The sequence below is a fragment of the Actinomadura luteofluorescens genome, assembly GCF_013409365.1.
Lineage (GTDB): Bacteria > Actinomycetota > Actinomycetes > Streptosporangiales > Streptosporangiaceae > Spirillospora > Spirillospora luteofluorescens.
The window spans coordinates 2,214,683-2,241,005 of the sequence record NZ_JACCBA010000001.1; the positions used below are offsets into that span (position 1 = coordinate 2,214,683).

A 26,323-nucleotide genomic window follows, 5' to 3' on the forward strand; every position below is an offset into this window, starting at 1 on the left:
GTGATCAGCACGGGTCGGCCACGAGCGAACCGGGCGCGGTGCGCGGTCATTCCGTCACACCCCGTACCGCTCGGGCTTGGGAGACCGCGAAATCAGCGAGATCGCCGCCTCCTTGATCGGGACGCCGCGGTGCAGCACGTCGGTGACGGCCTCGGTGATCGGCATCTCCACGTTGTGCTTGCGCGCGAGCTCCAGCACCGCCTCGGCCGACTTCACGCCCTCCGCGGTCTGCTTCGTGACGGCGATGACCTCGTCCAGCGTCATGCCGCGGCCGAGGTTCTCGCCGAACGTGCGGTTGCGCGCGAGCGGCGAGACGCAGGAGGCGACGAGGTCGCCCATGCCGGCCAGGCCCGCGAAGGTGTGCTCGTCGGCGCCGAGGGCGGCGCCGAGCCGGGCGATCTCGGCCAGCCCGCGGGTCATCAGCAGCGCCTGGGTGTTGGAGCCGAACCCGAGCCCGACCGACATCCCGACGCACAGGGCGACGACGTTCTTCACCGCGCCGCCCAGCTCGACGCCGATCACGTCCGTGGAGGTGTAGACGCGGAAGTAGGACGTCATGGTGGCGGCCTGCAGGCCGCGCGCGGCGTCCTCGTCCACGCACGCGGCGACGGCGGCGCTGGGCTCGCCGGTGGCGATCTCGCGCGCCACGTTCGGGCCGCTGAACACCGCGACCCGCTCCTCGGGGACGTCGGCGACCTCGCGGATCACCTCCGACATGCGGCGGGTGGTGCCGAGCTCGACGCCCTTCATCAGGCTGACCAGGACGGCCTCGCGCGGCAGCAGCGGGACCCAGCCGCCGAGGTTGTGCCGCAGCGTCTGCGCCGGGACGGCGAGCGCGACGAAGTCGGCGCCGCGCAGGGCCTCCGCCGGGTCCAGGGTCGCGCGGACGGTCTCGGGGAGCGGGACGCCCGGCAGGTAGTCGGCGTTCTCGTGCCGTTCGTTGATGCCCTCGACCACCTCGGGCCGGCGTCCCCACAGGACGACCTCGCCGCCGGCGTCGTGCAGCATCATCGCGAACGTGGTGCCCCAGGAGCCGGAGCCCATCACCGCGGTACGGAAGGTCACGAGTCGGCCGCCTTCGGTTCGGCCGCGCGGGCGGACTCGGGCCCGGACGGTCTGGCCTGCTCGGGGACCGCGCCCCTGGCCGTCTCGGCCGCCTGCTCCTGCGCGGCGCGGCGGCGCTCCTCCAGGACCTTGTGGTGGTCGAAGGGCACTTCCGGGGGCTCCTCGCCGCGCAGCTCGCCGAGCAGGGCGGTGATCGCGGCCATGATGTCGTCGGTGGCGGCGCGCAGGGTGTCGCGGTCCAGCGGGAGCCCCGCGTACCGCGTCAGGTCGACGGGCGGCCCGGCGATCACCTGCATCCTCTTGCGCGGCAGCGGGTGGACGCCCTTCTTCAGGCTGCCCGCGAGGCCCTTCTGCTCGCCCTTCTTGTACGGCATCAGCTCGTGCGCGCCCCAGCTCGCGACGGGAACGACCTGGGCGCCGGTCTTGAGCGCCATCCGCGCGGCGCCGGTCTGGCCCGTCATCGGCCACAGCTCCGGATCGCGGGTGCAGCTGCCCTCCGGGTAGAACATCAGGCATTCCCCGTCCAGCAGGGCCTTCTCGGCGTCCCTGAGGGCGAGGGAGGCGTCGGCGCTGTCGCGGTAGACCGGGATCTGGCCGGTACCGCGCAGCACCGCCCCGATGAACCGCACGTCGAACAGCGTGGACTTGGCCAGGTAGACGGGGTAGCGGCCCGACTCGTAGACGAAGTGGGCGAGCGCGAGGGGGTCGGCTTCGGAGATGTGGTTGGCGGCGATGATGACGCCGCCCTTCCTCGGGACGTTGCCGCGGCCGCGCCAGTCGCGCCTGAGCAGCCCGTACAGCAGCGGGCGCAAGATGACGATCGTGAGCGTGCGCCATCCCGGCGAGTAGCGGTGGCCCGGGCGTCCCTCCTGCGAGGGGGCGGCCCCCTGCTTCGCTCCGCTCATCTCGCCCCTCCCTCGATCCGTCCCACAGGTGAACCTGGGGTGTCCTCAAGTGTCGCGGTTGCGTGCGCATAGTGTCGAGTTGCCATGTCTACACCAGCACCCCCCGCGCAAGCGCACGGGACGCCGCCGCTCCGGTGGTCGCTCGTGGTCCCCGTGAAGGTCCTCGCCAGGGCCAAGACCCGCATGTCCGCGGCGGCCGGTCCGCACCGGGAGGCCCTGGCGCTCGCGGTCGCGGCCGACACGGTCGCCGCCGCGCTGCGCTGCGACCGGGTCCGCGACGTGATCGTAGTCACCGACGATCCCCTTCCGGCGGCCGAGCTCGCCGCCCTCGGCGCCCGGATCGTTCCGGACGTTCCGGATGCCGGCCTGAACCCGGCCCTGGTCTACGGCGCCGGCCGCGGCCGCGAGCTGGCCTCCGACGCCGGCGTCGGGGCGCTTTCGGCTGATTTGCCCGCTTTGCGGCCTCTTGAACTCGCACGGGTCCTGGACGCCGCCGGCGCCGTGCCCGAGGCGTTCGTGCCGGACGCGGCCGGCGTCGGCACGACGCTCTACACGGCCCGCCCGGGCGTCCCGTTCTCCCCCGCGTTCGGAAGCGGCTCGCGGACCGCCCACCGCGCCCGCGGCGCCCGGGAGATCCTGCTGCCCGGCACCGACAGCGTACGCCGCGACGTCGACACACCGGACGACCTCCGCGCGGCGCTCGCCCTGGGCGCCGGTCCCCGCACCACGGCCGTCGCGTCCCGCCTGCCCTCGTTGGCCTAGAGTCTGGGGCATGCAGGGGACGGTGAAGGCGTTCGACGCGGGAACCCGCTCGGGGAGCGTGCTCCTCGACGACGGGACGGAACTGCCCTTCGACGCCGAGGCGTTCGCGGCGGGCGGCCTGCGGCTGCTGCGCTTCGGCCAGCGGGTGAACCTGGCGCTGGACGGCGACCGGGTCTCGGTGGTGACGCTGTCGACCTTCCCGCTGCCCTCCCCGCCCGCCTGAGCGGGGCGCTCCGCACAGACGTCCCGGGCGGGCGCGTCCGGGCCGGGCCCGGGAACGCGGCAGCGCCCGGAACCCTGCGGTCCCGGGCGCTGACGCGGTGAGGCACTTACTTCTTGCCGGCCACCAGGTTCTTGAAGTCGGCGCCCGCCTTGAACTTCGGCACGGACGTCGCGGGAACCTCGATGGTCTTGCCCGTTGCGGGGTTGCGGGCCGTGCGGGCAGGCCGGTCGGCCTTCTCGAACGAACCGAACCCGGTGATCGCGACCTTGTCGCCCTTGGCGACGGCGGTCTGGATCGCCTCCAGGATGGCGTCGACGGCCTCGGCTGCGGCCTTCTTGCTGCCCAGCCGGTCAGAGATGGCGTCGACCAGCTCACGCTTGTTCATGGGTTACTCCTCTAGTTCCCCCCTTGCCCGAACGAAACTAAGGGACCACCACCATGGACACAATCACCTGCACGCAAACGATGGCGTGTCGCTGGCGTTTTTGTCGGTCTCGCCCCCGTCTCGCCCGGTGACCGGACCGGATCCGGCCACTGCGCACGCTAACCGACGTCGGGCCCCTCTTGGAAATCGGCGAGGAACGCGTCCAGCCTGCGAGCGGCCAGTTCGGCGTCCCGTTTGGCCAGATCGGTGATCGCCAGCAGGTGCCGGATGAGCCGCTGCCGGTCCTGGGGCGGGAGCGGCGCCACGGCGCGATGAGCGTCACGCAACTGGCGTGCGAGCTGCGTCAACGTCGGATCGTCCCACTCTGGCCCTGTCCACGGGGCCGTGCTCACTTGGAGTCCCCCAACGGTCGGCGGTCGTTGCTCACTAGGGGGATTCTCCCCCGCGCCCATGCCGACCGTCTCGCCCGGGGTACGTTCGGGCGCGCCCGTAGCGCCGGATACCTCCCGATATCCGGCGCCAAGGGCGGTGTGCCGTGGGGCTCCGAGGGCTAGACCGTGGTGGGGAGCAGCGCGGTGCGGGCGGCCTCGAAGTCGCCGATCGCGTCGGCGTGGCGCAGCGTGAGGCCGATGTCGTCCAGGCCCTCCATCAGCCGCCAGCGGGTGTAGTCGTCGATCTCGAACGTCGCCGTGTCCGCGCCCCAGCGGACCTCGCGCCCGCCCAGGTCGACGGTGATCTCCAGGGCGGGGTCCTTCTCGACCGCGCTCTGCAGCGCCTCGACCTGCTCGCCCGTGAGGACGACCGGCAGCAGGCCCATCTTCGTGGAGTTGTTGCGGAAGATGTCGCCGAACCGCGGCGCGATCACGACGCGGAAGCCGTACTGCTGCAGCGCCCAGACGGCGTGCTCGCGGGACGATCCGGTGCCGAAGTCGGGCCCGGCCACCAGGATGCCCGCGCCCTCGTAGCGCGGCTGGTTCAGGACGAATTCCGGGTCCTCGCGCCAGGCCGAGAACAGGCCCTTGTCGAACCCGGTGCGGCTGACCTGCTTGAGCCACACGGCCGGGATGATCTGGTCGGTGTCGACGTTGCTGCGGCGCAGCGGCACCGCGCGCCCGGCGTAGGTGGTGAACGCTTCCATCGTGCTTCCTTACAGGTCGGCGGGCGCGGCCAGGTGCCCGGTGACGGCGGTGGCGGCGGCGACGGCGGGCGACACCAGGTGGGTGCGCCCGCCCGGTCCCTGCCGGCCCTCGAAGTTACGGTTGGACGTGGAGGCGCTGCGCTCGCCGGGCGTGAGCTTGTCGGGGTTCATCGCCAGGCACATCGAGCAGCCGGCCTCGCGCCACTCGGCGCCGGAGGCGGAGATGACGGCGTCCAGCCCCTCCTCCTCGGCCTGCTTCTTGACCTTCATGGAGCCGGGGACGACCAGCATCCGGACGCCGTCGGCGACCTTGCGGCCCTCCAGCACGCCCGCGACGGCGCGCAGGTCCTCGATGCGGCCGTTGGTGCAGGAGCCGACGAAGACGGTGTCGACGGCGATGTCGCGCAGCGGCGTCCCGGCGGTCAGGCCCATGTACTCCAGGGCGCGCTCGGCGGACTGGCGCTGGGCCGGGTCGTCGTAGGACGCGGGGTCGGGCACGGACCCGCCGAGCGGCAGGCCCTGGCCGGGGTTCGTCCCCCAGGTGACGAACGGGGTCAGCTCGGCCGCGTCGATCACGACCTCCCGGTCGAAGACCGCGTCGTCGTCGGTGCGCAGGGACGTCCAGTACTCGACGGCCCGGTCCCAGTCCTCGCCCTGCGGGGCGTGCGGGCGGCCCTTGAGGTAGGCGAACGTGGTCGCGTCCGGGGCGATCATCCCGGCGCGGGCGCCGGCCTCGATGGACATGTTGCAGACCGTCATGCGGCCCTCCATCGACAGCGACCGGACGGCCTCGCCGCGGTACTCGACGATGTGGCCCTGGCCGCCGCCGGTGCCGATCCGTGCGATGATCGCGAGGATCAGGTCCTTGGCGGTCACGCCCTCGGGCAGCGCGCCCTCGACCGTGACGGCCATCGTCTTCGGCCGGATCTGCGGCAGCGTCTGCGTGGCGAGGACGTGCTCGACCTCGCTGGTGCCGATCCCGAAGGCGAGGGCGCCGAACGCGCCGTGCGTGGAGGTGTGCGAGTCGCCGCACACGACGGTCATGCCGGGCTGGGTCAGGCCCAGCTGCGGGCCGATGACGTGGACGATGCCCTGGCCCTCGTCGCCCATCGGGTGCAGCCGGATCCCGAAGTCGGAGCAGTTCTTGCGCAGCGTCTCGACCTGGGTGCGCGACACCGGGTCGGCGATCGGCTTGAGCAGGTCCGTGGTCGGGACGTTGTGGTCCTCGGTGGCGATCGTCAGGTCGGGGCGGCGGACCTGGCGGCCCGCCATCCGCAGCCCGTCGAACGCCTGCGGGCTGGTGACCTCGTGGACGAGGTGCAGGTCGATGTAGAGGAGGTCGGGCTCGCCCTCGGCGTGCCGTACGACGTGAGCGTCGTACACCTTCTCGGCCAGTGTTCGGCCCATCACTCCACCTCACCTGTGCTGGTCGGTCGGCGCTGCGTCGCGCCGTGGTCCCGGTCACCCCGGGCGGTCTCGGCCACCTCGATTTGCATCTCAAATTACGAGACGGCAATATCAATGCATGGACAACTCTAGCGGAGTCGGCGTACTTGACAAAGCGGTGCTCGTGCTGAACGCGCTGGAGGCCGGTCCGGCCTCGCTCGCCCAGCTCGTCCAGACGACGGGGCTGGCCCGCCCCACCGCCCACCGGCTGGCCGTCGCGCTGGAGCACCACCGCCTCGTCCACCGCGACACGCAGGGGCGCTTCATCCTCGGGCCGCGGCTGGCCGAGCTCGCGGTCGCGGCCGGCGAGGACCGGCTGCTCGCGATCGCGCAGCCCGTCCTGGCCCAGCTGCGCGACCACACCGGCGAGAGCGCGTCGCTGTTCCGCCGCCAGGGTGACGTGCGGGTCTGCGTGGCCGCCGCCGAGCGCACCAGCGGCCTGCGCGACACCATCCCGGTCGGCGCGGCGCTGCCGATGACCGCGGGGTCGGCCGCGCAGATCCTGCTCGCCTGGGAGGAGCCCGACCGGCTGCACCGCGGGCTGCGCGGCGCCAAGTTCGAGGCCACGACGCTGGCGTCCGTGCGGCGCCGGGGCTGGGCGCAGAGCGTCGGCGAGCGCGAGCAGGGCGTCGGCTCCGTCTCGGCCCCCATCCGCGGCGCCGCCGGACGGGTGATCGCCGCCGTCTCGGTGTCCGGGCCCCTCGAACGCCTCACCCGCTCCCCCGGGCGCCTGCACGCCGCGCCCGTCGCCGCCGCCGCCGAGAAGATCTCCGAGGGCATGCGCCGCACGGCGTCCTGATCAGCGCCCCGCTCACCGTCCTGATGACCGTCCCGATCAACGTGCCGGCCGGCCGTCCCGGACACGCGGCCTGATCCGGCCGCGGTGCGAATCACCATAAGCCGGACGGACCTGAGATTGTGCCGGTCTCCGCGCCTCCGACCTCGCTACCGTTGCCTTCGGTCAAGGGGGTGCAACGTGCAGATCTCCGAGCTCAGCGACCGCAGCGGGCTGACGGTCCAGACGATCAAGTTCTACATCCGGGAGGGCCTGCTGCCGAAGGGCTCGGTGGTGAGCGCCACGCGCTCGGAGTACGACGGGCGGCATCTGGATCGGCTCCGGCTGATCAGCGCGCTGCGCGAGGTGGGCGACATGCCGATCTCGGCGATCCAGGAGATCATCGAGGCCGTCGAGGACGACGGGGTCGGCATGCACGAGCTGTTCGCCACCACCCAGCACGCGGTCGGCCCGCACGTCGCCGCACCGCACGACCCGCACTGGCGGGCCGCCCGCGAGGACGTCGACGCCATCGTCCGCGAGCTCGGCTGGCAGGTCGACGACCGCGCCCCAGCCCGCGACCTGCTGGCGCACGGGTTCGTGGCACTGCGCCGGCTCGGCTTCCCGATCACCCTCAAGGACCTGCGCCCCTACGTGAAGGCCGCCGCCGAGGTCGCCGAGCACGAGATCGGACGGGTCGCCGAGGGCGCCCCGCGGGCCCGGACCGTCCATTCGCTGCTGGTCTCGACCATCCTCTACGAGCAGGTCCTCACGTCGCTGCACCGGCTGGCGCAGGAGGACGCCTCGGCGCGCCGGTTCGCCGCGCCCGACCCGTCCCACCAGGCATTTCCGGGATAGACGGTCGGAATTGCCATTCACGCCCCCGTTTTAGGGCTTTCGCTTTCTTCGCCTAATATGAAAGGCGATGACCGCGACAACGCCTCCGGGCTCCTCCGGCGGCAGGTGGACCGACCGCCTGCTCGCCGAGGGCGACGACCCCGATCCGCGCTTCTCCATGGCCAACGAGCGCACGTTCCTGGCCTGGATCCGCACGGCGCTGGCGCTGATCGCGGGCGGCATCGGCCTCGCCCTGGCCCGTGACCTGATCGACTCGCCGCTGCGGCAGGTGCTCGCGGTCGGCTTCGCCGCGGGCGGCGCCCTCGTCGCGGTGCTGGCGTTCCGCCGGTGGCTGCGCACCGAGCGCGCCCTGCGCCGCTCCGAGACGCTGCCGCCGCCCGCGCTGGCCCCGGTCATCTCCTACGGGCTGGCGGGCGCCGCGATCGTCCTGCTGGTGGCGCTGCTGGTCACCCGGTGAAACTCCGGGACCCGGGCGCGCAGCCGGAGCGGACGGCGCTGGCGTGGTCGCGCACCACCCTGGCCCTGATCGGCGCGGGGCTGTTGTGCGTGCGGCTCGCCCCCTCGGCTCCGGGCACCGTCCTCGCGGCGGCGGTCGTGTGCGGCGGGGCCGCGCTGATGCTGCGCCGCACCCGCAGGAGCTTCCACGCGCGGCGCGCCCTGCCCTCCGGAGCGGGCGCGGCCGACCCGGTCTCCATCATGATCACGACCGGTCTGGCGATGCTGCTGGCGGGAGTCGCCGCCGTCCTCGCCTTCTGATCGAGGCATGCGTGCCGCGCATGGCTGGCGTGCGAAGTCTTCGCTGGTGGCATGAGTGTTGAGCGTCTAGCGTCGGTCGCGCCATGACACGAATCGCCTTTCTCGGACTGGGACGCATGGGCGTCCCGATGGCCCGGCGCCTCGCCGCCGCCGGGCACGACCTGACCGTATGGAACCGCACTCCCTCCCGGGCCGCGCCGCTCGCGGAGGCGGGCGCCGCCGTCCGCGGCACGCCCGCCGAGGCGGCCCGGGACCGCGAGCTGGTCGTCACGATGCTCACCGACGCGGCCGCCGTCGAGGCCGTGCTGTTCGGCCCGGACGGCGCCGCCGCGGCCCTGCCGCCCGGCGCCCTGGTCGCCGACATGTCGACGATCGGCCCGGCCGCCGTCCACCGCGTCCGGAGCCGGCTCCCCGAGGGGATCGGGTACGTCGACGCGCCGGTCTCCGGCAGCCTCCCGCAGGCGGAGGCGGGCGAGCTGGTGATCCTCGCCGGCGCCGAGCCGGACGATCTCGCCCGCTGCGCCGGCGCCCTCGCCGTCCTCGGGGAGGTCCGGCACGTCGGGCCGCCCGGCTCGGGCGCCTCGCTCAAGCTGGTGGTGAACAGCGCGCTCGTCGGGAACTTCGCCGTTCTCGGCGAGGCGCTGGCCCTGGCCGACCGGCTGGGCGTCGACCCGGGCCTCGCCCTGGACGCCCTCGGGCGCACCAGCCCTCAGGCCCGCCGCCTCAAGGAGCACACCGGCGGCGACGCGCCGCGCTTCACGCTCGCTCTGGCGGCCAAAGACCTCGGCCTCGCCCTGGACGGCTCCCCGCCCGCGGGCGTCCTGCCCGCCGTGCGGGCCCGGACGGACGCCGCGCTCGCCGCCGGGCTCGGCGGCCACGACCTCGTCTCCCTCACCGACCACATCAGGAGGACCCCGCCCATGCGCGTGACGCTCGGCAACCCCGGCACCGTCCCGGCTCCGCCCAACCCGGCCTACTCCCACACCGCCTACGTGACGCAGGGCCCGATGCTGTACGTGTCGGGGCAGATCGCCCTCGGCGAGGACGGCGCGATCGACAAGCCCGGCGACATGACCCGCCAGTCGGAGGTGATCATGTCGCTGCTGGAGCGGATCCTCGCCGCGCACGGGGCCGGGTTCGGGGACGTGGTCAACATCCGGACGTTCGTCACCGATCTGGACCGGCTCCGCGAGTACGGCGACGTCCGCAGGCGGTACTTCACGGGCACGCCGCCGACCAGCACGACCGTCGAGGTGTCCCGGCTCTTCCACCCCGACGCCCTGCTGGAGGTGGAGATCGTCGCGGCCGTCCCCTAGGGCCGGTGCTCCCCGCCCTCGGGGCGCGGCTCCCCTCCCTCGGGGCGCGGCCGCTCTGCCCCGGGGCCGAGCTCGGCGGCCACCTCCCGCAGGTCCGCGAGGAACGCGGTGACGGGCGGGGACCTGCGCGCGTGCCGGCCCACCGCCGCGTAGACGGCGCGGCGGGACCGGCCGGACGCCACGGCGCGCAGCACGACGCCGTCCCGCGCCATGGCGGAGGCCGCCAGCGCCGGGACGAGCGTGACGCCGAACCCCTCGGCGACCAGCCCCAGCTTGGAGATCCACTCGGCGACCCGCAGCGGTGTGCGCGGCACGAACCCGGCCGCCTCGCAGCGGGCGTGGAGCGCCGCGATCGCCGCCGGGTCGTCGGCCACGATCCACGGCTCGTCCGCCAGCTCCCCGAGCGGGACGCGCTCGCGCGCGGCGAGCCGGTGGCCGGACGGCAGCGCGACGAGCAGCGCGTCGTCGAGCAGGGCCACCAGGCCGTCGGCGGCGATCGAGGGGACCTTGTGCGTGCTGACCAGCGCGATGTCGAGGTCGCCCGCCTCCAGCATCGGCAGCAGGCGCTCGGTCGTGCCCTCGCGCAGCAGCGGCAGGACGCCCGGGTGCCGGGCACGGAACCGGGCGAGCGCGCGCGGGACGAGCACGGCGTTGGCGGTGGCGAACGCGCCGAGCCGCAGGGTCCCGGTGTCGAGCCGGCGCAGCCCGTCGAGGGCGCGGGCGGTGTCGGCGAGCCGGTCGAGGAGGGCGCGCGCGTGCGGGAGCAGGTACTCCCCGGCGGGCGTCGGCCGCACGCCGCGGGCGCCGCGCGCGAACAACTCCACCCCGCAGACGTCCTCCAGCGCCGCGACCTGCCGCGAGACGGCGGACTGCGTGTAGCCCTCCGCGGCCGCCGCGGCGGTGAAGGAGCCCAGGTCGGCGACGGCGACGAAGGTCCGCAGCAGGACGGGGTCGAGGGCTTCGGCGCGCACCCCCGGAGCATACGGCCACCGGGCGGCGCCGGTCCGCCGCCCGCGGCCGCGCGCCGCCGGGCGCCCTGGGGGACAATGGCCGTCGTGGAAGATCTTGACGTGGTCGCGTGGATCCAGGTGTCGGACGGCCGGATGCTCGCCGTCCGGTCCCGTGGCCGCGACCTGCTGTACCTGCCCGGCGGGAAACGGGAGCCGGGCGAGGACGACTGGTCGGCCCTGTCCCGGGAGGTCCGCGAAGAGCTGGATCTGGAGCTGGACCGGACGTCCTTCCGGGAACTGGGCGTGATCCGGGCCCCGGCCCACGACCAGCCCGACTTCGCCCACGTCCGCATGGCCTGCTTCACCGCCGCCTACCGGGGCGCGATGGCGGCGGCCGGCGAGGTGGACGAGTACGTCTACGTCGGGCGCGGCGACCGGCACCTGCTCGCGCCGGCCGCGCAGGCCGCCCTCGACCTCGCCGAGCGGCACGGCATGCTCGCCTGATCGACCTTCGGCCCCCGCGCCCGGCGACTTTGGTCGGCGCGGGCGTGGTCCGGTGGCCGCTGCCCGGGCACGGCCGCCCCCGGAAGGCTCGGTGGCGGGCGGCCCGACCAGCGAGGAGCAGACCTTGTCACAGACGGAACCCATGGCGCGGATCAGCCGCAGGACCGTGCTCGCCGGCACGGCGGCGGCCGCCGTGTCCGGGGCGGCGGTGATCGCCTGCGACGCGATGACCGGCACCGCGTCGGCCGCGCCCGTCCGAGGGCGGCCGCTGCCGCAGCACGGCGTCAACTACGACACCGAACGCGAGGTGTGGAGGCCCGCGTACGTGCGGCGCGAGATCCGGGCGATCCGCCGCGACCTGCACTGCAACGCGATCATCCTGCTCGGCTCCGACCTCGGGCGCCTCATGCTCGCGGCCCGCTGCGCGGCGCGGGAGGGCATGTTCGTTTGGTTCGAGGCCCGCCAGTTCGACAAGGACGCGCGGAGGACGCTGAGGTTCCTCACCGCCCTCGCCAGGGCGGCCGAGGGGCTCCGCCGCACCCACCCGGGCGTGGGCATCTCGGTCGGGTGCGAGCTGACGATCTTCATGGACGGGCTGGTGCCCGGCAGGGACTGGCGGGAGCGCGCGGGCAACCTCGGGACCCCGGCGGGCGAGGGCTACGACGAGCGGCTGAACACGTTCCTCGCGCGGGCGCTCCGGACCGTCCGGCCATTGTTCGGAGGCCGTCTCACCTACACCTCGGGCGTCTGGGAGGAGGTCGCCTGGCGCGGCTTCGACGTCGTGGGCGTCGACCTGTACCGGGACGAGACGAACGAGGCGACCTACGTCCAGGACGTCCGGGCCCTGCACCGGTTCGGCAAGCCCGTCGTCATCACCGAGTTCGGATGCTGCACCTACCGGGGCGCGGACAGGCGCGGCGGCGACGGGTTCGACATCGTCGACTGGTCGCAGGACCCGCCCGTCATCCCGCCGGGCTACGTCCGCGACGAGGGGGCCCAGGCCCGCTACATCTCCGAGCTGCTGGACGTGTACGAGGCCGAGGGTGTGTACGGCGCGTTCGTCTACGACTTCATCGAGCCCGACGGCCCCTCCTCCCCCGATCCCGCCAGGGACCTCGACATGGCCGGGTTCTCCCTGGTCAAGGTACTGCCGCCCGAGACGGGCCTCGGCTACGAGCGGACCGGCCACTTCGAGCCGAAGCTCGCCTTCCGCACCCTCGCCCGCCGCTACGCCCCCTAGGCGGCGAGGGCGGCGCCTCCGGCTATGCCGAGGGCCAGGGAGAGCAGCGCGGCGGCGGCGGCGATCGCGGTGGCGCCGCGCGCCGGGGGCGGCGGGCCGGACGGCCGCCGGAACAGCGGGACGATCCAGCGCAGGTAGTAGAAGACGCTGGCGACCGTGTTCACGGCGGCCACCGCCGCGAGCCATGCGTGGTCGCCGTCCAGCGCGGCACCGAACATCAGGACCTTCCCGACGAACACGGCGGTCGGCGGCGTCCCGACGAAGCCGAGCAGGCAGACGACGAGGGACAGGCCGAGGAGCGGGGAGGCGCGCAGCAGGCCGGCGTATCCGGCCAGGTCGTCGCGGCCGGCGGCGACCACGACCGCGAAGGCGCCGAGGTTCGTCACCGCGTAGGCGGCGACGAAGTACAGCAGCGCGGGCCGGGCCAGGTCGCTGCGTCCCGCCATCGCGACCGGGACGAGCAGGTAGCCCGCCTGGCTCACGGTCGAGTACGCCAGCAGGCGCCGGACGTTGTCCTGCCCGAACGCGGCGAGGTTGCCGAGCGTCATCGTGGCCGCCGCGATCACGGCGAGCAGGACGGGCCAGCCGTCCGGGGAGATCTCCGCGCCGAAGCGGTAGAGGGCCGCGAACGCGCCGATCTTGGGGACGGTGGTGACGTACGCGGCGACGGCGGGCGGGGCTCCCTCGGTCACGTCCGGCACCCAGTAGTGGCCCGGGACGGCGCCCGCCTTGAACAGCAGCCCGGCCAGGAGCGCGACGAGGCCCGCCGCGACGGCCGCCGGGGGCGCGCCGGCGAGCCCGGTCCGCAGCACCGGGTAGGCGGTGCCGCGCCCCACGCCGGACAGCAGCGTCACGCCGCCGAGCATGAACACGCCCAGCAGCGCGCCCATCAGGTAGTACTTCAGCGCGGCCTCGGTCCCGGGCGCGTCCTTGCCGAACCCGGCGAGGGCGTAGGCGGGGACGCTCGCCAGCAGGTACGCGGCGACGAGGACCAGCAGGTCGGACGAGGCGCCGAGCATGATCGTCCCGAGCGCGGACAGCAGGATCAGGACGTGGTGCTCGCTCTCCCTCGGATGGCCCCGGACCGGCCCGGCCGCCAGGAGGACGACGGCGAGCGTCGAGCCGAGCACGGTGATCCGGGTGACGTGCGTGATCGCGTCGACGGAGAAGGCGTCGAACGCCGTCAGGCCGGGGCGGGCCGCCGCGGCCCCCGCGAAGGCCAGGCCCGCGACGAGCCCGGCCGAGCAGGCCGCCGGGGCCGGCCACTGCCTCGCGCGTGGCAGGAACATCCCCGCCACCAGCCCGGCCACGGCGGCGGCCAGCACGCACAGTTCGGGGGCGAGGTCGGCGGGGTTCTCGTTCATCAGCGGCCCACCAGCGCGACGACGGCCGCCGACAGCGGCTCGATCGTGTCGAGCAGCACGCGCGGCGCGACACCGATGACCAGCGACAGGGCCAGCAGCGGGACGAGCGCGGCCAGTTCGGGGCGGCGCACGTCGGTGACGAGCGGGGTCAGCTCCCCGGGCGGCCCGAGCACGGCGCGGTGCAGGACGCGCAGGAACAGCGCGGCCGTGACGAGGATGCCGAGGACGGCCAGCGCGCCGGTGACCGCCGTCGCCGCCGTGCCGCTCCCGATCGTCCCGGCGAAGATCTGGAACTCGGCGACGAACCCGGACAGGCCCGGCAGCCCGAGCGAGGCGAACGCGGCCACCGCGGTCAGCGCGGCGAAGACGGGCGCGCCGCGCGCGATGCCGCCGAACCGCCCGAGGTCGTAGCTGCCGGCCCGGTCGTACAGGACGCCGCACAGCAGGAACAGCGCGCCGGTGACGAGGCCGTGGCTGACCATCTGCGTGACCGCGCCGGTCACGGCGAGCCGCCGCGCGTCGGCGTCGCCGGTGGCGTACCCGGCCGCGCCCAGCGCGAGGACGATGTAGCCCATGTGGTTGACCGACGTGTAGGCGACCAGGCGCTTGACGTCGTCCTGCGCCAGCGCGACCAGCGCCCCGTACAGGACGCCGGCCAGCCCGACGATCAGGAACACCGGGGCGTAGCGCCGCCAGGCGTCGGGCAGCATCGGCATCGCGATGCGGACGAGGCCGTAGGTGCCCATCTTCAGCATGACCCCGGCGAGGATCGCCGACCCGGCGGCGGGCGCGTCGGTGTGGGCGGGCGGCAGCCAGGTGTGGAACGGCACGACCGGGGTCTTGATGCCGAGGCCGATCCCGACGGCGAGGAGCGTCAGCCCCGCCGGGCCGCCGCTCAGCGGCGGGGTCCGAGTCAGCTCGACCATGTCGAACGTGTGGGGGTCGGCGCCGAGGTAGAGGCCGATGAATCCGAGCAGCAGGACGAGCGACCCGAGGAACGTGTAGAGGAAGAACTGGAGCGCCGACCTCGTCCGGTCGCCGTGCCCCCACAGCAGGATCACGAAGTACATGCCGACGATCGACAGGTCGAAGAAGACGAAGAACAGCAGCAGGTCGAGGGCCGCGAACAGGCCCAGGCAGACGGTCTCCAGGAAGAGGAACAGGATCGCGAACGCCCGCACCCGGTGGGTCTGCCGCAGCGAGTACACGGCGCACGCGGCGAACAGGACGGCGGTCAGGGCCAGCAGCGGCAGCGACAGGCCGTCCACGCCGACGTGGTAGCCGGCTCGGACGGACGGGATCCACCGCACGTTCGTCTCGTACGCGACGCCGCCGCCGGTGCCGTGCGCCGCCCACATCCCGATGACGAGCGCGAGGTCCAGGACGCAGGCGCCGATCCACGCCCAGGGGACCGCGCGGCGCGGGACGGCGGGCAGCGCGAGCGCCACCGCCAGCGGGAGGAAGATCACCAGATTCAGCATCGGCTCACCCGGCCAGGACCGCGACGACGACGAGCACCGCGAGCACCACCGCGGCCTGGGCGTAGTACAGGTGGACCTGTCCGGTCTGCGGGCGCCGCGCCAGGGCGCCCAGCGCGCGCGCCGCGCGTCCGACCGCGGCGACCAGGCCGTCCACCCGGAACTCCACGCGGCGCCCGGCCAGACCGGCGACCGCCAGGCCGCCGCGCGCGACGCGCTTCACCGCGCCGTCGACCACCCGGTCGTCGAACCGGGCCAGCGCCCGCGCGGTGGCGAACGCCGGGCGGACGACCACGGCCGAAGCGGCGTCCTCCAGCCAGAGCCAGTGCAGCGCCCACGCGGGCTCCGGGATCCGCCGGACGACCATGACCGCGCCGACCGTGAGCAGGGCGAGGGCACCGGAGAGCGCGACCGTCCACGGTCCGGGTCCGCTCTCGTCCGGCACGCCGAGCAGCCGCCGCCAGGCGTCCGCGACCGGGGGGAGGCCGAGCACCCCGAGCACGGCCGCCGCGAAGGCCAGCGGGACCAAGGGCGCCGACTGCGCGAACGGCACCCGGAGCACCCCGCCTCCGCCCATCGGACGGAACGCGGCGAGCAACGCCTTCGCCGCATAGGCGGCCGACAGGACGGACGCGGCGAACCCCACCACGAGGAGGGCCGGCGAGCCGCCGGCACCCGCGAGGATCTCGTCCTTGGTGACCCACAACGACAGCGGAGGGACACCGGCCAGCGCGAGCGCGCCCACTCCGAACGCCGCGCCGACCGCCCGGTGGCGCCGCGCCGCACCCTGCAACGCGTCCAACCGCTTCGTCCCGAGCACGCCCAGCCACACGCCCGCGCAGAGGAACAGCAGGCTCTTCACCGCGGCGTGGGCGACGAGGTGCGCCGTCCCGCCGGCAGGCGCGCCGGTGCCGGCTCCGAGCACCATGAACCCGATCTGCGCGCACGTGGACGCGGCGAGAAGCTGCTTGAGGTCGCGCTGAGCGAGCGCGACGGCGCCCAGGACCAGCGCGGTCACCGCCCCGGCCCAGGCCGCGAGCGTGGCGGCCCAGCCGGTCGCGGCCAGCAGCGGATGCACGCGTATCAGCAGGTACGCGCCCGCGGCGACCATCGTGGCCGAATGCAGGAGCGCCGACACCGGGCTCGGCCCGTCCATGGCGCGCGACAGCCAGAACGAGAACGGGAGCTGCGCCGACTTCCCGAGCGCCGACACCACGAGTCCGGCCGCGATCAGGTCCCGCCAGGGCGCGCCGGCCGCGGCGAGGTCGTCCAGCCGGAGGGAGTGGGCCCCGGCGACCGCGAAGCCCGCCGCCGCGTAGAGGCCCATGTCGGCGGCCCGGGTCGTCAGGAAGGCGACGCCCGCCGACCGGACCCGCCGTGCGTCCCACCACTCGTAGCCGATGAGCGCCCACGACATCGCGCCCATGACCTCCCAGCCCATCAGCAGCAGGACCAGATCGGTCGCCGTCACCGTGACGGCCATCGCCGCCGCGAACAGGAGCATCAGGCCGAAGAAGCGAGCGCCGTACCCCTCCCCCGCCGCGAAGACGAGGACCGCCGCCAGGACGGTGCCGAGCGTCACGAGCAGGACGGCGGACAACCCGTCCACCGCGAGGCCGCCCGGCCACCCGGGAAGGAACGTCATCCGCCCGCTCCCCGCGCGCGGACGTCCCCGCTCGCCGCGCTCATCCCCTGAGGTCCCCCGCGTCGTCGGTCATGTCCACGTCGCGGGCCCGGAACAGGGCGGTGACGACGGCGAACCCCATCGCCATCTCCAGCGCCATCACCGTGATCGCGACGAGGACGAGCACCTGCCCGTCCGCCCTGCCGGGCGACACCCAGAACCAGAACGCGGCCCCGGCGACCACGATCCCGTTGATCATGAGTTCGAGGCCCATCATCAGCATCACGATCGACTGCTGCGACAGCGCCCCGAACAGGCCCACGCAGAACAGCGCGGCGGCGAGCAGCAGGAACCCCTCCAGCGTCATCGCGTCCCGTCCCCGCCGTCGTAGCGGCCCCGGTGCGCGGCCAGCACCACCGTCGCGATCATGGTGGCCAGGATGGCGACGCCGATCACCATCATGACCAGCATCTTCGGCCCCATGATCGCCTCGCCGAGCGCCACCGTGGGGTCGCGCGGCGGGCGCCCCGCGCGCCGCGGCCACGGGACGGTGAACACCCCGGCGGCCAGCGCGGCGAAGGCGGCCCCGGAGACGGCGAGGGCGCCGCGCCTGTTGTGCAGCATCGTCATCGGCATCAGCCCGGCCGGGTTCATCATGTACATGACCATGAAGACGGCCATCACCAGCATCTCCATGATCATCATGAGGACGATCAGGACGCCGAGGTAGTGCAGGTCGATCAGGAGCAGCTCGCCGCCGACGCACAGGAACGAGGCCAGCAGCGCGAACGTCGCCCGCGCCATGGAGTCCACGACGAACACGGCGATGCCTGCCCCGACGGCGGCGACGGCCAGCACCCAGAACGCGACGGCCTCCACTGCCCCCTCCTCACACCACGACGATCGCGACGACGAGCGCCTGCAGGACCGAGGCCGGGATCAGGACCGTCCACGCCACGGTCATGGCACGGTCCATGCGCAGCACCGGCAGGCGCCGGCGCGTCCAGACCAGCAGCGCCAGGACGGCGCACGTCTTCAGCAGCGACCACAGCCAAGCCGGCAGCAGCGGACCCGCGCCGCCGCCGAGGAACAGCGGGACGGCGACGGCCGAGGCCGCGGCCAGCAGCCCGTAGCGTCCCGCCAGGAACACGAGGCGGTCAGGACCGGACAGTTCGAGCAGGACGCCCCCGGCAAGGTCGTCGCCGACGGGATGGTCGAACGGCCCCCAGAACGCCATCGCCGCCGCCGACACCAGGTAGACGGCGAAGGCGACCGGCATCCAGACCGCGAACCACAGACCCTCCTGCGCGTGCCCGATGGCGCGCAGGTCGAGCGAATGCGCGGCGAGCGAGGCGGTGACGAGCGCGAACATGTGCGGGAGCTCGTAGGCGAGCCCCTGCACGAGGAACCGGTACCCGCCGACCAGCCCGAACGCCGAGTTGACGCCCCAGCCCGCGAGCCACACCGACCCCCAGGCGACGACCTCCATCGCGTTGAACCAGACGACGCCGACCCGCGTCCCGACCGCGACGCGGTCGCCGAACGGCACCACGAGCGCCGCCAGCGCCGCCGCCACCGGCAGCGACACGACCCCGATCCTGGCGAGCAGCACGTCCGCCCTGGCCGTGACGCGCCGCTGCGTCGTCAGCAGCCGCGCGGCCTCGCGGAACGGCTCGGCCGGACGCCCGGCGAGCGCGCCGCCGAACGACGCCGCCGCCACCGCGAGGACGCCGAGGACCAGCACCTCAACCATCGCCGACCGCCCCGAGGTCGGGGTCCAGGCTCGCGACGATCAGCCTGGCCCGGGCCAGTTCCGCCCCGCTGAGGAGCGCCGGCAGGACGGCGGCCGTCTCGTCCCAGGTCTCGCGCGGCCGGACGGGCCGTCCCTCCAGGGCCGCGCCGATGTCGCGGAGCCGCTCGTCCAGCCGCTCCTTCACGAAGCCCCGCGTCATCCACCCCAGCGCGCGCGACCTCCCGACCATCCGGGCGAACGAGGCGAACCGCCGCGTCAGCGCATCGTCGGCGGGACCGTCCAGGGCGTCGTCGCGCAGTACGGCGGCGCGCTCCCCGGCCGCTTGCCATCCCGCCACGTGCAGCAGCCGGGAGAGGCCGTCGAGGCGGGACGCGGCCTGGCGATCCTCCGTCCAGAACGTCCCACCGCCGGTGTCGACCGCGGTGACCTCGGCTTCCTGGACGACGTCGCCCTGCAACGTCAGATCGACCCGCAAGCCCGCCGGCCAGTACGACAGCACGGGCCCCAGAGGCACATGCAGGACGTCCAGCTTCAGGCCGTCCCGGTCGTCGGCCCGGTCGGCCATGCCCGCGTCCAGGTCGAGAGCGGGACGCGGACCTCCGGCGACGCCCTCCAGGTCCGAGGCGGAGACGCGCACCCGGGGCTCCGGCATGTCCCGCCAGACCACGTCGATGGCCCCGGCCAGCGCGGGCCCGGGGTTCCCGCACACCACGAGCATCCCGGTCTCCGCGGGCGACAGGGCGGGACGCCACCGGCGGCCCCGCATCGCGCGCTCCACCGCGAGCCGGTCGCTCGTCCCGTCCGCCGCCGGGACGACGAACGGGCGCCGCGCGGCGAACCGTCCCAGACCCGCGGAACGCCTCAGACCCACCGGAACACCCCCTCCCGCCACGCGTAGAGGACGCCGACCAGCAGCAACGCCAGGAAGGTGAACATCTCCACGACCGCCTTGACGCCGATCGACGCGACGACGAGGGCCCACGGGAACATGAAGACCATCTCCATGTCGAAGGCCAGGAAGACCATCGACACCGTGTACCAGCGCACGTGGTACCGCGACACCGCGTGCTCGGCCGGGCGCGCCCCCGACAGGAACGGCCCGCTCTCGAACCCGCGCGGCGCCACCGCCGCCGACACCGCGTAGACCCCGGCGACCAGGGCGGCCACCAGCCCGAGGACCGACAGGACGGCGGCGAACGGCGGCATTGCCCCTCCGGGGTATGGGTGACGCTCTAGTCGCCCTCTACCTGATCAGGTGCCCGGCGAAACATCGCCCGGCGCCGCCGCCCGGCGTCAGGCGTGGCGCACGCGGTCGGCCTCGGCGGCGGCGAGGATCATCTCGTCCACGACCCAGCGCGCCTCCGGGGACAGGTCGACCAGGGCGCGCAGCACCTCGGGCCGGATGATGCCCTGCTCGACGTCCCGGCGCAGGGCCTTCAGCGTGAGGTCCTCGCCGATGGGCCCGGACTCCCCGGCGAAGCCGAAGTAGCCGATCGGCACGCCGAAGAACGTGGCGAGCGCCGTCAGGGTCTTCAGCTGCGGGTTCTCCTGCCGCCCGGTGCGCAGCTTCCACACGGTGGTGGACGAGATGTCCTCACCGGTGGCATGCGCGATGGCGGCGGCCGTCTCCACGTTGTTGCGCGGCGGGTCCGCGTCCGCCGGCCAGAGATTCTGGATGAGCCACTCGACCTTCTCGGCGAGCGACGCTCCCGGCGGCACCTCGTCCACATGACGCTGCATTCGGCTCCCACTCCCCCCATCGCCAGCGATTTAAGTTGACCACAACCTCATCCGTCAGCCAAGGACATGCGCGTGGACGGGGACGGTCGTGGCGCGCCGCCGCGCGGCCCCAGGACCGGGAGGCGGCGATCCCGCCGGCGCCGGGCGTCGCGCCCTACAGAAATTGCCATGAAATATGCGCGGGCCTTCGCCTTTCCGACCGACACCGAAGATCCGAAGCACCTTTTCGCCCGGGCCGCCCAGCCAATGACATCGGTTTTCATTACGCCGAAGAGTCCAATCTTTGACCATTGTCCGATCCGACTATCGCGACAAATCAGACCCCACGCGACCCCCGGATCGCCTTGCGAAAACGGTTGCACACGACCCGTCCGCCCCACCCTTACATCGGCACATGATGCCAGGTAACACCCGAGGTCAGGAGAGGATTCCCGCATAAACGCCCCGCCACCGGAGAGGTGATCGTCAATGTTCTCCACTCCCGTGCCGCCCGAGCGCAGAGGATCTCTCCGGCACACTCGGGCAAGCAGGACGCCGCCCCGCGAGACGGGCGAAGCCGGTCGACTTCTCTCCGCTTTTACGAGAATCCTCATTTCCAGTTCTTCGCCAACACCCATTCGACTAACATGCTGTTCGCACGCCCCGGGGGACCGAGAATGGCTCCGCCGGGCGGGAGCTTTTCGGGGACGCGGAGGGGCGGTCGGGGGGGCCGCCCCTCTCGCATGCCGGAACGCTAGATCGTCTTCGCGGACGGTTCACTGCGTCCGGGCGTGCCGAGGCCCAGAGCATGGCGCATCTGGTCGGCCAGCCAGGCGGTGTAGGCCTGGTCGCTCCAGCCGCGCGTCCGGACCAGGGCCCGATAGTGCGAGGGGTCGTTGAACATCCACACGATGTCCACGGCGCGCTCGTGGCCGAGGTCGAGGTCGTGTGACGCGGGGCCGAGCGACTCGATGCGATCGATCACCATGGCGGCGCCGGCGCGGCGGTTGCGCTGCATCGTCTCCCACAGGTCGGCCGTCTCGGGCCCCTCGTCCGCCGCGCGGCGGACGACCTCGAAGATCTCCGCGGCGCGCCCGCCGATGAGGCGGCAGACCTCGGCGTAGGCGTTCACGACCGCCTGCGGCGTCCTGCCCTCCAGCACCGGGCGGAACCAGGGGCGCTCGGCGACCGGTACGGGCTCGTCGTCGCCCGCCAGGGCCTGGTCCACCACCTCGCGCAGCAACGCGGCCTTGGAGCCGAAGGCGGCGAAGGCCGTCGGCCGCGCCACCTCGGCCTCCTTGGCGATGTCGGCGAGGGACGTGGCCGCGTAACCGCCCTCCACGAAGAGCCGGTTCGCCGCCGCGACGATCGCCTGCCGGGTCTGCCGGGCCCGCTGGTCGCGCAGCGGCGAGTCGTACCGGCGCCTCCCGCGGCCTGACGCGCTGTCATTGACGCCCATGCCGAGGCATACTAGCGTGCTATTCAATAGACGTTGTCTCTCCAAATGGAGGCGGCCGTGTCGTCCGTCAACCGTCCCTACGTCCTGGGAAGCGCCGAAGGCCGGGCACTGTGGTTCCTCGGCAACCTCGTCACCGTCAAGGCCGCCGGCGCGCAGACCCGGGGCCGGCTCACCGTCGCGGAGTTCCTCAACCCGGCCGGCTTCGCCCCGCCGCTGCACCGGCACCTGGAAGAGGACGAGATGTTCTACGTCCTGTCAGGCACGGCGCGCTTCCTGTGCGACGGGGAGGAACTCGTCGCCGGGCCCGGGAGCTTCGTGCTCCTGCCGGTCGGCCTGCCCCACACGTTCGTCGTCGGCTCCGAAGAGCCGCTGCGGTGCCTGCAGATCACCACGCCGTCCGGCTTCGAGGAGTTCGCCGCCGACGCCGGCTCCCCGGCCTCCGAGCTTCGCCTCCCCGATCCGGGACCGTTCGACCCCGCGGCCCTCGGGCACGTCGCGGCACGCCACCACGTCGAGATCCTCGGCCCTCCCCCGAACACTACTTGACACTTGAGAGCAAGTACTTGCTATCTTTCGTCAAGTGACGACCACGGAAGACCACGTCGAGCTGGTGGGCGAGCTGGTCCGGGTGCTGGAGACGCGGATCCTCGACCCCCTGGAGATCCTGCTGACCTCCGACGAGCTCCTCGGGCCGATCAGGGCGCGGCTGCGCGTGGAGGCCGAGGTCTGGGCCGCCCAGCTGCTCGGCGCCGACCGGGAGCGCGCCACGCTGACCGCGGCCCGGCTCGTCGGGGTGCTGTTCCCCGGCGACGCGCCCTTCGACCCGCCCGCCTCCTGGTGGAGCACCGCGCTGGGGCGGGCGGTGGCCCGCACGACCGGCCACCCCGCGGCGGCGGCCGTGTCGTACGCCACGGCCGGGGCGATGCTCGGCATCACCCGGCAGGGCGTCCACGACCTGGTCAAGCGCGGCAAGCTCGACAGGGATCCCGACGGCGGCGTCACGACGTCCTCCATCCGAGACAGGCTCAACCGCCCCCAGGAGCGCCCCCGTGCCGCACCGAGAAGTGATCATCGATGACCGCCCCGTCCGCCTGGCCGTCCGCGACCACGGCGGCAGCGGATCTCCCGTGCTGCTGCTCCACGGCCTGGGCGGCACCCTTCTGCACTGGGACGCGGTCGCGCCGCTGCTGACCGGCGCGCACCGGGTCGTCACGATGGACCTGCGCGGCCACGGGCTGTCCGGCGACGGGCCGTGGGACTGGGAGGCGGTCCTGGACGATGTCCAGGCGGTCATCGACCGTCTCGGCCTGGACGCTCCGCTCGTGGTCGGCCACTCCCTCGGCGGCATGGTCGCGGTGCGGTGGGCGCTGCGCCACCCGGACGGGCCGGGCATCGTCAACCTCGACGGCCTGCGCTCGGCCGAGACCGCACCACACCACTACACGGGCATCCCGCACGACGAACTGACCGCGCTGCTGGCGGAACTGAAGGCGCTCTTCGACGCCCAGGCCGAGGCGATGGCCCGGCCGCTGCCCGAGACCCACGCCGCGATGCTGCCCCAGCGGGCACTCCGCACCACCGGCGAGGGCGTCTACGTGCGGCCGGACGCCGCGCTGGCCGAGCGGATCAGGTACGACCCGTACTTCCAGGACGGCGTCGCGGCGGTGGCCGGCGTCCGCTGCCCCGCCCTGTTCGTCCTGGCCACCGAGAACCTGCCCGGCCTGCCGGGCCGCGTCGGCGACCTCATGCCGGCGCTGCGCGCGGGAACCCGCCGCGACCTGCTGGCCCTCACCGCCGATCGGCCGCACCTGCGCGTGCTCGAACTGGCCGGCAGCCACAACATGGTCGCCGAGCAGCCCGATCAGATCGCCCGGGCCGTGCTGGGATTCCGGACGGAGACCGGGGCCGGCAGTCGGCGCTGAGAACGTCCCGACGGGGTACCCGGTGACACTCTGGCGGTCGCGGCGCGGGCGTGACCTCAGGCGCGCGGGGCGAGGTCGACGTCCGCCGGCTCCGGCCTGCCGGGAGAGCGGCTGTTGCGCCGGTAGCGTCCCGGCGGAAGGTCGAACTCGCGTTTGAACGCGTTGGCGAACGCGTACTCCGAGCCGTATCCGACCTTTTCCGCCACGACGTTCAGAGGGGCGTCGGAGTCGCGCAGAAGCCGCATGGCGGTCGTCAACCGCCACCAGGTCAGGTAGGCCAGCGGTGGCCGCCCCACGAGCGCCGTGAAACGGCGGGAGAAGGCGGCCCGCGACAGCCCCGCGCGGGCGCCCAGGCCGGCGACGGTCCAGGGACGCGCGGGATCGTCGTGGAGCGCCTCCAGGGCGGCACTGATCGCCGGGTCGGCGAGCGCCGCCGCCCACCCGGTGGCCCCGCCGCCCGCCGGCTGATCGGCGAACCACGCCCGCAGGATGTAGAGCAGCAGCGTGTCCAGCAGAGCGGGCACGAGGGCGCCGGTGCCCGGCTGGGGATCGTCGAGTTCCGCGCCGAGCAGCTCGACCGCGGCGCGCAGCCGGGGATGGCGTCCCAGCCGAGCGGGCAGATGCAGCACCGAAGGCAGATCGTCGAGCAGCGGGTGGACGCGGGCGGCGTCGAGTTCGTAGGCCCCGCAGAGCGTCACCGTGGCCGGAGGGCCGGCGCCCGGCCGTCCGATCGGCGCGGCGGCGTGCCTGCGCTCGAACCTGACGTCGTCCTGCGGATCGCAGACGTGTTCGGCCAAGGGCGTGGACGGAGCGTCGGCCAGGCCGTGCCGGCTCTCGTGCGGAAGGAACACCACGTCACCGGCGGCCAGCGGGAACGGGTCGCCACCTTCAGGGATGAACCAACAGGAACCGCGCAAGACGACTTGGAATCCCGCCGCTCCCCGCGGTGTCCGGAACCGCTGCCCCCACGGCGCCGGCCATTCGACCAGTGCCGATCGCGGCTCGCCGGTGCGCATCACGGCTATCACGTCGCTCAGCACGTCCATCCTCGGATCCTAGCGATGGTGCTCATCGGGGAGACGCTCGCTTAAAGATCCGAGATGGATGCGCATTGGTCGTCCACGGCACCGGCCCTACGGTCGAATCACTCGAGATCAGCGCGCCCCGCACCGGTGCGGGGCGCGGTCTCGCTCCCCTTTCATCGAGGACGACTCATGACACCAGAACTCCGATCGGACCAGCGCGCCGCGAGCCCGAGCGCGACGATGACGGCGGCGCGCGTCCACGCCTTCGGCGGGCCGGACGTGATCCGTCATGAGCGGGTCCCCCGTCCTGACCCGGGACCGGGCGAGGTGCTGGTAGCCGTCGCGGCCGCCGGGTTCAACCCCTCGGACGTCGGCTTCCGGGCCGGGATGATGCGGGACGTCGTCCCGCTGGACCTGCCGTTCACCCTCGGCTCCGAGGCCGCCGGGACGGTCGTCCGGGCAGGGGACGGCGTCGAGCGTTTCGCGATCGGCGACCGCGTCGTCGGCCGCCTCGACGAGGGCGGCGCGGCGGCCGGATACCTCACCGCTTCCGCCGCCCGGCTGGTTCGCGCGCCCTCCAGGCTCCCGCTCGCCCATGCCGCGGCGATCCCGGTCGCCGGCCTGACCGCCTGGCAGGGGTTGTTCGACCACTCCCGCATCGAGCCGGGCATGCGGATCCTCGTCAACGGCGCGGGCGGCGGCGTGGGCATGTTCGCCGTCCAACTGGCCCGGCGCGCCGGTGCCCGCGTCATCGCCACCGCCGGTCCGCGCAGCGCCGACCGCGTCCGCGGCTACGGCGCCGAGCAGATCATCGACTACACGCGGGTCTCCCCGCACCAGGCGCTGGACCGTCCGGTGGATCTGGTGCTCAACCTCGTCCCGCTACCGCCCGAGGCCGCGGAGGCACTATCCCGCGTCGTCCGCCCGGGCGGTTCCATCGTCTCGATCACCGGCCCGGTGAAGCCCCCGGCCGGATCGGGCGTGGCCGCCACGCACTTCGTCGCCCGCAACGACCCCGCGCAGCTCACCGAACTCATCGCCCTCATCGACGACGGCGGGGTGCGCGTGGACGTCGCGGCAACCCGTCCGCTCGCCGAACTCCCGGCCGTGCACCGGGACGCCGAAGCCGGCCGCACCCACGGCAAGACCATCCTCGTCCCCTGAAGGAGACCCAGATGACCACCACCTCCACCCGCTCGCCCGCGCCGGAACTTCGCCTCCACGCATGCGCTGGTGCACCTGGGCGTCGCGGTCGTCCTCGTTCCGCTCCTGGGCCGTCGAAGCCGGTCGGCGCTTCCCGCCGAGCGACCGGGAACGTCGTGCTCAGGCGCGCGGGGCGTACATGATGATCAGGACGCCGAGGACGCAGACGGCCGCGCCGGCGACGTCCCAGCGGTCGGGACGGAAACCGTCCATGGCCATGCCCCAGGCCAGGGACCCGGCGACGAACACGCCCCCGTAGGCGGCCAGGACGCGGCCGAAGTGGGCGTCGGGCTGGAAGGTGGCGACGAACCCGTACAGGCCGAGGGCCACCAGGCCCGCGCCGATCCACCAGCCGCCCCGGTGCTCGCGGACGCCCTGCCAGATCATCCAGGCTCCGCCGATCTCAGCGACCGCGGCGAGGACGAAGAGGACCAGGGAGCGCGCGATGGTCAT

32 protein-coding genes are annotated in these 26,323 nt (G+C 73.6%); 13 read left to right on the plus strand and 19 right to left on the minus strand.

The features are described from left to right. Positions 1-54 precede the first annotated feature (54 nt). Both BJY14_RS10125 and BJY14_RS10130 read right to left on the minus strand, forming a co-directional pair. Positions 55-1,044 (minus strand): NAD(P)H-dependent glycerol-3-phosphate dehydrogenase, encoded by a 990-nt coding sequence (locus tag BJY14_RS10125; protein ID WP_179849280.1) that lies wholly within the window; start codon positions 1,042-1,044, stop codon positions 55-57. Between the two features lie 17 nt (positions 1,045-1,061). Beyond that, on the minus strand, positions 1,062-1,970 hold the full coding sequence (locus BJY14_RS10130) for a lysophospholipid acyltransferase family protein (protein ID WP_179843369.1): 909 nt from the start codon (positions 1,968-1,970) through the stop codon (positions 1,062-1,064). An 84-nt stretch (positions 1,971-2,054) separates the two neighbouring features. Here BJY14_RS10130 and cofC point away from each other — a divergent pair, with 84 nt between their 5' ends. Then, positions 2,055-2,732, plus strand: a complete 678-nt coding sequence (gene cofC, locus BJY14_RS10135; RefSeq protein WP_179843370.1) for a 2-phospho-L-lactate guanylyltransferase — start codon at positions 2,055-2,057, stop codon at positions 2,730-2,732. A 10-nt stretch (positions 2,733-2,742) separates the two neighbouring features. Then, the gene (locus tag BJY14_RS10140) at positions 2,743-2,955 is read left to right on the plus strand and encodes a cold-shock protein (RefSeq protein ID WP_179843371.1); all 213 of its coding nucleotides are present in this window, start codon (positions 2,743-2,745) and stop codon (positions 2,953-2,955) included. 106 nt (positions 2,956-3,061) lie between these two features. Here BJY14_RS10140 and BJY14_RS10145 read toward each other — a convergent pair whose 3' ends face one another. The 4 genes from BJY14_RS10145 to leuC form a co-directional block, all read right to left on the minus strand. Continuing rightward, positions 3,062-3,340, minus strand: coding sequence for an HU family DNA-binding protein (locus BJY14_RS10145; protein WP_026403810.1), 279 nt, complete (start codon positions 3,338-3,340; stop codon positions 3,062-3,064). Positions 3,341-3,498: 158 nt separating this feature from the next. Then, positions 3,499-3,732, minus strand: a complete 234-nt coding sequence (locus tag BJY14_RS45055) for an SCO5555 family protein (protein ID WP_179843372.1) — start codon at positions 3,730-3,732, stop codon at positions 3,499-3,501. Positions 3,733-3,890: 158 nt separating this feature from the next. Beyond that, positions 3,891-4,478 (minus strand): 3-isopropylmalate dehydratase small subunit, encoded by a 588-nt coding sequence (leuD, locus tag BJY14_RS10155; RefSeq protein WP_179843373.1) that lies wholly within the window; start codon positions 4,476-4,478, stop codon positions 3,891-3,893. 9 nt (positions 4,479-4,487) lie between these two features. After that, complete coding sequence (gene leuC / locus BJY14_RS10160; RefSeq protein WP_179843374.1) at positions 4,488-5,885, minus strand: 3-isopropylmalate dehydratase large subunit; 1,398 nt, start codon at positions 5,883-5,885, stop codon at positions 4,488-4,490. Between the two features lie 118 nt (positions 5,886-6,003). Between leuC and BJY14_RS10165 the strand changes: the two genes are divergently transcribed. The 5 genes from BJY14_RS10165 (at position 6,004) to BJY14_RS10185 (ending at position 9,629) form a co-directional block, all read left to right on the plus strand. Beyond that, positions 6,004-6,723, plus strand: coding sequence for an IclR family transcriptional regulator (locus BJY14_RS10165; RefSeq protein ID WP_179843375.1), 720 nt, complete (start codon positions 6,004-6,006; stop codon positions 6,721-6,723). 177 nt (positions 6,724-6,900) lie between these two features. Further along, a complete protein-coding gene (locus BJY14_RS10170) occupies positions 6,901-7,557 on the plus strand; it encodes a MerR family transcriptional regulator (protein ID WP_179843376.1) in 657 nt (218 codons plus the stop codon). Between the two features lie 67 nt (positions 7,558-7,624). Continuing rightward, a complete protein-coding gene (locus tag BJY14_RS10175) occupies positions 7,625-8,014 on the plus strand; it encodes a YidH family protein (protein WP_179843377.1) in 390 nt (129 codons plus the stop codon). Then, complete coding sequence (locus BJY14_RS10180) at positions 8,011-8,313, plus strand: DUF202 domain-containing protein (RefSeq protein WP_179843378.1); 303 nt, start codon at positions 8,011-8,013, stop codon at positions 8,311-8,313. Before BJY14_RS10175 ends, BJY14_RS10180 begins: the two co-directional genes overlap by 4 nt. An 83-nt stretch (positions 8,314-8,396) precedes the next feature. Then, positions 8,397-9,629, plus strand: coding sequence for an NAD(P)-binding domain-containing protein (locus tag BJY14_RS10185; RefSeq protein ID WP_179843379.1), 1,233 nt, complete (start codon positions 8,397-8,399; stop codon positions 9,627-9,629). On the opposite strand, the gene BJY14_RS10190 is transcribed toward BJY14_RS10185, so the two are convergent. Continuing rightward, positions 9,626-10,600 carry a LysR family transcriptional regulator gene (locus tag BJY14_RS10190; RefSeq protein ID WP_312879115.1) on the minus strand — a complete coding sequence of 325 codons (975 nt, stop codon included), beginning with the start codon at positions 10,598-10,600 and terminating at the stop codon, positions 9,626-9,628. The genes BJY14_RS10185 and BJY14_RS10190 overlap by 4 nt on opposite strands. 84 nt (positions 10,601-10,684) lie before the next feature. Here BJY14_RS10190 and BJY14_RS10195 point away from each other — a divergent pair, with 84 nt between their 5' ends. After that, the gene (locus BJY14_RS10195) at positions 10,685-11,083 is read left to right on the plus strand and encodes an NUDIX hydrolase (RefSeq protein WP_258938485.1); all 399 of its coding nucleotides are present in this window, start codon (positions 10,685-10,687) and stop codon (positions 11,081-11,083) included. Between the two features lie 124 nt (positions 11,084-11,207). Further along, positions 11,208-12,323 (plus strand): glycoside hydrolase family 113 protein, encoded by a 1,116-nt coding sequence (locus BJY14_RS10200; RefSeq protein WP_218905258.1) that lies wholly within the window; start codon positions 11,208-11,210, stop codon positions 12,321-12,323. Here the strand turns inward: BJY14_RS10200 and BJY14_RS10205 are convergent. From BJY14_RS10205 to BJY14_RS10250, 10 genes are all read right to left on the minus strand, one after another. Then, the gene (locus BJY14_RS10205; RefSeq protein WP_179843381.1) at positions 12,320-13,687 is read right to left on the minus strand and encodes an NADH-quinone oxidoreductase subunit N; all 1,368 of its coding nucleotides are present in this window, start codon (positions 13,685-13,687) and stop codon (positions 12,320-12,322) included. The genes BJY14_RS10200 and BJY14_RS10205 overlap by 4 nt on opposite strands. Then, positions 13,687-15,168: a complex I subunit 4 family protein gene (locus BJY14_RS10210; RefSeq protein ID WP_179843382.1), complete on the minus strand. Its 1,482-nt coding sequence runs from the start codon at positions 15,166-15,168 to the stop codon at positions 13,687-13,689. Before BJY14_RS10210 ends, BJY14_RS10205 begins: the two co-directional genes overlap by 1 nt. Before the next feature lie 4 nt (positions 15,169-15,172). Further along, the gene (locus BJY14_RS10215; protein WP_179843383.1) at positions 15,173-16,810 is read right to left on the minus strand and encodes an NADH-quinone oxidoreductase subunit 5 family protein; all 1,638 of its coding nucleotides are present in this window, start codon (positions 16,808-16,810) and stop codon (positions 15,173-15,175) included. 40 nt (positions 16,811-16,850) lie between these two features. Continuing rightward, positions 16,851-17,156, minus strand: a complete 306-nt coding sequence (gene nuoK / locus BJY14_RS10220) for an NADH-quinone oxidoreductase subunit NuoK (RefSeq protein ID WP_179843384.1) — start codon at positions 17,154-17,156, stop codon at positions 16,851-16,853. After that, entirely contained in the window at positions 17,153-17,668 is a 516-nt protein-coding gene (locus tag BJY14_RS10225) for an NADH-quinone oxidoreductase subunit J (protein ID WP_179843385.1), read from the minus strand. The genes nuoK and BJY14_RS10225 overlap by 4 nt, the downstream gene beginning before the upstream one ends. Positions 17,669-17,678: 10 nt before the next feature. Beyond that, positions 17,679-18,542: a complex I subunit 1 family protein gene (locus tag BJY14_RS10230; protein ID WP_179843386.1), complete on the minus strand. Its 864-nt coding sequence runs from the start codon at positions 18,540-18,542 to the stop codon at positions 17,679-17,681. After that, on the minus strand, positions 18,535-19,413 hold the full coding sequence (locus BJY14_RS10235) for a hypothetical protein (RefSeq protein ID WP_312879116.1): 879 nt from the start codon (positions 19,411-19,413) through the stop codon (positions 18,535-18,537). Before BJY14_RS10235 ends, BJY14_RS10230 begins: the two co-directional genes overlap by 8 nt. Continuing rightward, the gene (locus BJY14_RS10240) at positions 19,404-19,748 is read right to left on the minus strand and encodes an NADH-quinone oxidoreductase subunit A (protein ID WP_179843387.1); all 345 of its coding nucleotides are present in this window, start codon (positions 19,746-19,748) and stop codon (positions 19,404-19,406) included. Before BJY14_RS10240 ends, BJY14_RS10235 begins: the two co-directional genes overlap by 10 nt. A gap of 87 nt (positions 19,749-19,835) precedes the next feature. Then, the gene (locus BJY14_RS10245; protein ID WP_179843388.1) at positions 19,836-20,282 is read right to left on the minus strand and encodes a helix-turn-helix transcriptional regulator; all 447 of its coding nucleotides are present in this window, start codon (positions 20,280-20,282) and stop codon (positions 19,836-19,838) included. A 733-nt stretch (positions 20,283-21,015) separates the two neighbouring features. Further along, a complete protein-coding gene (locus tag BJY14_RS10250) occupies positions 21,016-21,720 on the minus strand; it encodes a TetR/AcrR family transcriptional regulator (protein ID WP_179843389.1) in 705 nt (234 codons plus the stop codon). Between the two features lie 57 nt (positions 21,721-21,777). On the opposite strand from BJY14_RS10250, the gene BJY14_RS10255 reads away from it, so the two are divergent. Genes BJY14_RS10255 through BJY14_RS10265 form a run of 3 tightly spaced genes read left to right on the plus strand, consistent with a single transcriptional unit; the run spans position 21,778 to position 23,642 of the window. Next, positions 21,778-22,266 carry a cupin domain-containing protein gene (locus BJY14_RS10255; protein WP_312879117.1) on the plus strand — a complete coding sequence of 163 codons (489 nt, stop codon included), beginning with the start codon at positions 21,778-21,780 and terminating at the stop codon, positions 22,264-22,266. A gap of 34 nt (positions 22,267-22,300) precedes the next feature. After that, a complete protein-coding gene (locus BJY14_RS10260) occupies positions 22,301-22,798 on the plus strand; it encodes a hypothetical protein (protein ID WP_179843391.1) in 498 nt (165 codons plus the stop codon). After that, positions 22,770-23,642 (plus strand): alpha/beta fold hydrolase, encoded by an 873-nt coding sequence (locus BJY14_RS10265; protein ID WP_179843392.1) that lies wholly within the window; start codon positions 22,770-22,772, stop codon positions 23,640-23,642. The genes BJY14_RS10260 and BJY14_RS10265 overlap by 29 nt, the downstream gene beginning before the upstream one ends. Positions 23,643-23,698: 56 nt before the next feature. On the opposite strand, the gene BJY14_RS10270 is transcribed toward BJY14_RS10265, so the two are convergent. After that, a complete protein-coding gene (locus BJY14_RS10270; RefSeq protein ID WP_179843393.1) occupies positions 23,699-24,688 on the minus strand; it encodes an AraC family transcriptional regulator in 990 nt (329 codons plus the stop codon). A 168-nt stretch (positions 24,689-24,856) separates the two neighbouring features. On the opposite strand from BJY14_RS10270, the gene BJY14_RS10275 reads away from it, so the two are divergent. Beyond that, on the plus strand, positions 24,857-25,831 hold the full coding sequence (locus BJY14_RS10275) for an NADP-dependent oxidoreductase (protein WP_246395864.1): 975 nt from the start codon (positions 24,857-24,859) through the stop codon (positions 25,829-25,831). A 159-nt stretch (positions 25,832-25,990) separates the two neighbouring features. Here the strand turns inward: BJY14_RS10275 and BJY14_RS10280 are convergent, their stop codons facing one another. After that, the gene (locus BJY14_RS10280; RefSeq protein WP_179843394.1) at positions 25,991-26,323 is read right to left on the minus strand and encodes a YnfA family protein; all 333 of its coding nucleotides are present in this window, start codon (positions 26,321-26,323) and stop codon (positions 25,991-25,993) included.